General features: G+C 59.9%; 4 protein-coding genes and 1 pseudogene. 4 read left to right on the forward strand and 1 reads right to left on the reverse strand.

Annotated elements, in window-relative coordinates; translation table 11 throughout:
* The coding region (gene ispD / locus ABJP42_RS16410; protein ID WP_348342255.1) for a 2-C-methyl-D-erythritol 4-phosphate cytidylyltransferase at window positions 1–899 on the reverse strand (899 nt) is incomplete at its 3' end.
* Window positions 900–1,093: 194 nt separating this feature from the next.
* On the opposite strand from ispD, the gene dusB reads away from it, so the two are divergent.
* The 4 genes and pseudogenes from dusB to ABJP42_RS16430 all read left to right on the forward strand — a co-directional run.
* Window positions 1,094–2,080 carry a tRNA dihydrouridine synthase DusB gene (gene dusB / locus ABJP42_RS16415; RefSeq protein WP_348342257.1) on the forward strand — a complete coding sequence of 329 codons (987 nt, stop codon included), beginning with the start codon at window positions 1,094–1,096 and terminating at the stop codon, window positions 2,078–2,080.
* Window positions 2,077–3,156: a two-component system sensor histidine kinase NtrB gene (locus ABJP42_RS16420; protein WP_348342259.1), complete on the forward strand. Its 1,080-nt coding sequence runs from the start codon at window positions 2,077–2,079 to the stop codon at window positions 3,154–3,156. The genes dusB and ABJP42_RS16420 overlap by 4 nt, the downstream gene beginning before the upstream one ends.
* 3 nt (window positions 3,157–3,159) lie before the next feature.
* On the forward strand, window positions 3,160–4,530 hold the full coding sequence (locus ABJP42_RS16425) for a response regulator (protein ID WP_348342261.1): 1,371 nt from the start codon (window positions 3,160–3,162) through the stop codon (window positions 4,528–4,530).
* Between the two features lie 141 nt (window positions 4,531–4,671).
* Window positions 4,672–5,267: pseudogene (locus ABJP42_RS16430) on the forward strand (PAS domain-containing sensor histidine kinase); the annotation flags it as partial.

A 5,267-nucleotide genomic window follows, 5' to 3' on the forward strand; every position in this document is an offset into this window, starting at 1 on the left:
CTGGCAGCCCCTTTCCACTGCGGATCAGAGGGCGGGAAATGCCGACCGATATCGCCCTGCGCCAGAGCGCCATAGATCGCATCTGTGACCGCATGCATGCCGACATCCGCATCAGAATGCCCCTGCAGGCTGCGATCATGCGGGATTTCCACCCCACAAAGAATGACACTGTCGCCGGGGCCAAACCGATGCACGTCGTAGCCATTGCCCAGTCTGACATCCAGGTTGATATCCATCTTGTCTTCCGTTTCCAAAATTCTGGCGGCGCGGGCAAAATCCTCTGGCCGGGTGATTTTTATATTGTCCGGGTCTCCGGCGACGATTGCAACCTCAAGCCCGGCGGCGCGGGCCACTTCCACGTCATCAGCGGCGCCACCCGGATGGGCGACATGGGCCGCCAGAATCGCCTCATACCCAAACCCCTGCGGCGTCTGTGCGGCAAACAGTCCGGCGCGATCCTGGGTGCCGTTGACCTGAGACCTCGCCCCGGTCCAAAGGGCATCTGTCACCGCCAGGGCAGGGGCGGCGGCTGGCGCGGTGTCGAGCGCCGCCCGCACCAACTGAATGAGTGCGGGGCTGGTACAGGGGCGGGCGGCGTCGTGGATCAACACCTTGGAGATCCCGCGCCCCTGCAGGGCCTGCAGTCCGTTTTGCACCGATTCTGCCCGCTCAGCGCCGCCTTTTGTAAGGATGAGATGCTCATCCCCGGTAAAGCTCTCCCAGGCGGCGTGATCTTCGGGGTTCAGGACCAAAACAACAGGGGCAATGCCCGCATCCTCAAAGGCCTGGAGAGTCCAGTCGATGACGCGCCGCCCCTTGAGCGGGCGCCATTGTTTCGGCTGACCTGCACCCGCACGCAACCCGCGTCCGGCAGCGACAATCAAGGCTGCAGTTGTCATCAAGGCCTCCCCTTCAGATGGTGATTTTGGGCTCTGGTTTGTTTATGTTCTGCCGCTTCAAGTGGCAATCACCCGCGATGCGCTGCTTAAAATTTAGGCAATCGCCGCGACATGTGCCCTTGCGAAGGGCGGATTGATTGTCCAATAGCCGGGTCTTCGGTTAGAAAATACACACACGCACAAGGATTAGGCACTTGTCCTTCACCCTCGGAACCACTGATTTGACCCCTCCAATCGCGCTGGCACCCATGGCCGGAATCACTGATCGCCCCTTTCGCGATCTGGTGCGCTCTTTTGGTGTCGGCTTAATGGTGAGCGAAATGGTGGCGAGTCAGGAAATGGTACAGGCCAAGCCTGGCGTGCGCGAACGAGCCGAGCTGAGCGCCGATGTGGAAAACACCGCCGTTCAGCTGGCCGGCCGCGAGGCCACCTGGATGGCTGAAGCTGCCCGGCAGGTGGCGGATCGCGGCGCGCGGATGATTGACATCAATATGGGGTGCCCGGCCAAGAAGGTCACCAATGGCTATTCCGGTTCAGCGCTGCTGAAAACGCCGGATCATGCGCTTTCGCTGATCGAGGCCGTGGTCGAGGCCGTGGATATTCCGGTGACCCTTAAAACCCGGCTAGGCTGGGACGACAACAGCCTGAACGCTGCAAATGTTGCGGCCCGGGCCGAAGAGGCCGGCGTCAAGATGGTCACCATCCATGGCCGTACCCGGTGCCAGTTTTACAAGGGAAGCGCCGATTGGGCGGCAATCCGCAGCGTGAAAGAGGCCGTGAACCTGCCGGTACTGGCAAACGGCGATATTCTGGGGGCTGAGACCGCCCGTGAGGCCCTGACCCAATCCGGGGCGGATGGGGTGATGATCGGGCGCGGCATCCAGGGCAAGCCCTGGCTGCTGGCCGAAGTTTCCAGTGCGCTTTGGGGTGGCGCCACACCTGACGTACCGCATGGGTCAGATTTTATTGACATGGTTTCAAAGCATTATGAGGCGATGCTCGCTTTTTATGGCGCCGATCTGGGACTGCGCGTCGCTCGCAAACATCTCGGCTGGTATATGGATCAGGCAGGAACCCCCTCTGTCCTGCGTCGCGATGTCCTGACCCAAAAGTCTCCCGCCGAAGTGCTGCGCCTATTGCCGGTTGCCTTGGCTCAACAAGAACAAGAGGGAACAGAATGATATCTGACTCTTCACTATGGGCCTCATTGCCGGTGCCTGCATTTTTGATTGGCGATGACAATCGCATTCTGGATGCCAATTCCGCAGCCGAAGGGTTTTTGAACACCTCTCAGCGGGCCTTGTTGGGGCAGCCGGTCTGGGAGCAAATCGCTATAGAATCCCCAATTGCCGCCTCCTTTGATCGGGCTCGCGAACAGGGCACACCGCTCTTTGTCAACGATATCGACGTCGGCTCGCGCAGTCGGGCACCCTTGCAATGCGGGGTGCAGATCGCGCCGGTACAGGGGCAGGCCGGGCAGATGCTGCTTTTGCTGTCCCCGCGGGAGCTGGCCGCCCGGATGACCCAAAACCATTCCGCCAAATCCGCCGCACAATCGGCCATTGGCATGGCGGAAATGCTGGCCCATGAAATCAAAAACCCGCTGGCCGGCATCACTGGGGCGGCGCAGTTGCTGAGCATGAACCTTTCCGGAGAAGATATTGAACTCACTGATCTAATCGTCAGTGAAAGCCGCCGCATCGTGAAGCTTCTGGACCAGGTGGAGCAGTTCGGCAATCTGAGCGAACCCGATTTCAAACCGGTCAACCTGCATGATGTGCTGGACCGGGCGCGCCGCTCGGCGCTGCTGGGTTTTGGCGCCCATATGACCATCAACGAAGACTACGATCCCTCGCTTCCACTGGCCTGGGGAGACGGGGATCAACTGCTGCAAGTGGTGCTGAACCTGCTGAAAAATGCCTCTGAGGCTGCTGGGCCGGGCGGCGGTAGCATTCGCATTCGCAGCTATTATGAGCATTCCTTCCGGCTGCGCCGCAGTGACGGCACCGGCAAGCTGCTGCCGCTGCAGATCGAAGTGATTGATGACGGCCCCGGCCTGCCAGCAAGCATCCGCGATGACGTGTTTGATCCCTTTGTATCGGGGCGCGAAAACGGCACCGGGCTGGGGCTGGCCTTGGTGAGCAAGATCATCGCTGAACACAAAGGCTGGATATCCGTTGACTCGGCGCCTGGGCGCACCGTGTTCCGGCTGTCGCTATCCCGAATTCCCAAAGACAAAGAACCGCAGGAGAAATAACCCATGGACGGTACCGTTCTTGTTGCAGACGACGATCGCACTATCCGTACAGTGCTGACGCAGGCGCTGACCCGCGCAGGCTGCCGCGTTCACGCGACCTCCTCGCTCACGACCTTGATGCGTTGGGTTTCCGAGGGTAAAGGCGATGTTGTCATTTCTGACGTGATGATGCCGGATGGCAATGGTTTGGAAATGTTGCCAAAAATCGCGGAAGATCGGCCGGGCCTGCCAGTGATCGTGATTTCAGCGCAAAATACCATCATGACCGCGATCAAGGCCGCCGAGGCCGAGGCCTATGACTACCTGCCCAAACCCTTTGATCTGCCTGAACTGATGAAGCGCACTGCCAAGGCGATGGCGGAGACGCGCAAATCCTCTAGTAGCTCGGCGGCAGAGGTGGAAAAAGAACGTCCCGAAGATCTGCCCTTGGTGGGTCGCACCGAGGTGATGCAGGCGCTGTATCGTCTGATCGCGCGGGTGATGAACACCGATATGCCGCTGATGATCACCGGCGAAAGCGGCACAGGGAAATCACTGATTGCCCGTGCAGTGCATGATTTCTCAGATCGCCGCACCTTGCCCTTTGTCACCGCTTCCGAGGCGGATCTGATGGCGCTGGAAGGCCCGGCTAGGGTTCTGGCCGAGGTAAAAGGTGGTACGCTGCTGATTGACGAGCTGGTCGACCTGCCGGATGAGGCGCAGGCCCGACTGGTACGGATGATGGACGCCCCTGGCAGCCACGCGCCGCGGATTATGGCCACCAGCCAAAAAGACCCGGCTGAGGCGATGGAAAACGGTACCCTGCGCCAGGACCTATACTACCGGATTTCAGGTACTGAGCTGCGCGTGCCCGGCCTGCGCGAGCGGGTCGAGGATATCGCGCTGTTGTCGGCGCATTTCCTGGTAAAAGCCGAAAACGACGGGGCACCCCACCGTAAATTTGGCGATGAAGCAACTGAAATGATGCGCCACTGCGCCTGGCCTGGCAATGTGCGCCAGTTGGAAAACCTGGTGCGCCGCCTGGCCCTGACTGCGCGCAGTGAGGAGATCTCCAGATCCGAGGTGGCCGCTGCCTTGGGGCCACAGACCGAAGCTGGTCCGGTACTTGGCGGGGCGGTGAACGAAAAGCTGGCGGATTCTGTCGCGCGCCACCTGCAGCGCTATTTTGATCTCCACGGGGATATCCTGCCGCCCCCCGGTCTTTATGCACGAATTCTACGCGAGGTTGAGGCCCCCTTGATTGAGATCGCCCTCTCTGCAACTGGTGGAAATCAGGCCAAATGCGCCGAGCTTTTGGGCATCAACCGCAATACCCTGCGAAAGAAGATCACTGATCTGGATATTGAGGTGACACGCCGTCGTAAACTGATGTAATATGGCCACAGGACTGTGGTGCCCCGCGTTTCGCGCTAGGCTTAACCACGAGATATGGCGGCTGATCCCAAGGATCACACATCAGAATGAGGGTGCTGCGTGGCGCAAAGGTCACAACTTTGGATCGGTTATGGGCCTGTTATGGCCTTAGATCGGTGGCGCAAGACGCGTCAGGCCCGCAATATCGGCACCCTCGGCATGGTGGTGCTGGGGCCATTGCTGGCGCTTTTCACCTTTTTGATTTTTGGCCCTCTCGGACACGGGGCCTCGTCGGGGCCGCTACGTCTGATTCTGCTGGCAGACACCGTCTACATCATGGCCATCGCGGTTCTGGTGCTGACCCAGATCGCCCGGTTGTTTGCGGCCCGCCGCTCCAAGTCGGCGGGTTCTCGCCTACACCTGCGCCTGATTGGTGCCTTTGGGTTTCTGGCTCTGGGTCCAACAGTCATCGTGGCGGTTTTTGCTGTTTTGACGGTGAATGTGGGCCTTGAAGGCTGGTTTTCGGACCGGGTGAGGCAGGTGATTGGCAGCTCGCTTTCGGCAGCCGAGGCTTATCAGGAAGAACAGCGCCGGGATCTGACTACGGATGCGCAGGCACTGGCACGGTTCTTGGACCAGAGCCGTAGTCGGAGCTTTTTCATCAATGACGCGGAATTGCGCCAGGTACTGACCCAGGGCCAGTTGCAGATCCAGCGTGGGCTGCGCGAGGCCTATGTGATTGATGGCACCGGTGATAT

The organism is Pseudophaeobacter sp. (genome assembly GCF_039971195.1).
Taxonomy (GTDB): domain Bacteria; phylum Pseudomonadota; class Alphaproteobacteria; order Rhodobacterales; family Rhodobacteraceae; genus Pseudophaeobacter.

Bases quoted from the DNA above. Each gene is read 5' to 3' on its own strand.
- ABJP42_RS16420 (WP_348342259.1), top strand. From the start codon at position 2,077: ATGATATCTGACTCTTCACTATGGGCCTCATTGCCGGTGCCTGCATTT.
- ABJP42_RS16425 (WP_348342261.1), top strand. From the start codon at position 3,160: ATGGACGGTACCGTTCTTGTTGCAGACGACGATCGCACTATCCGTACA.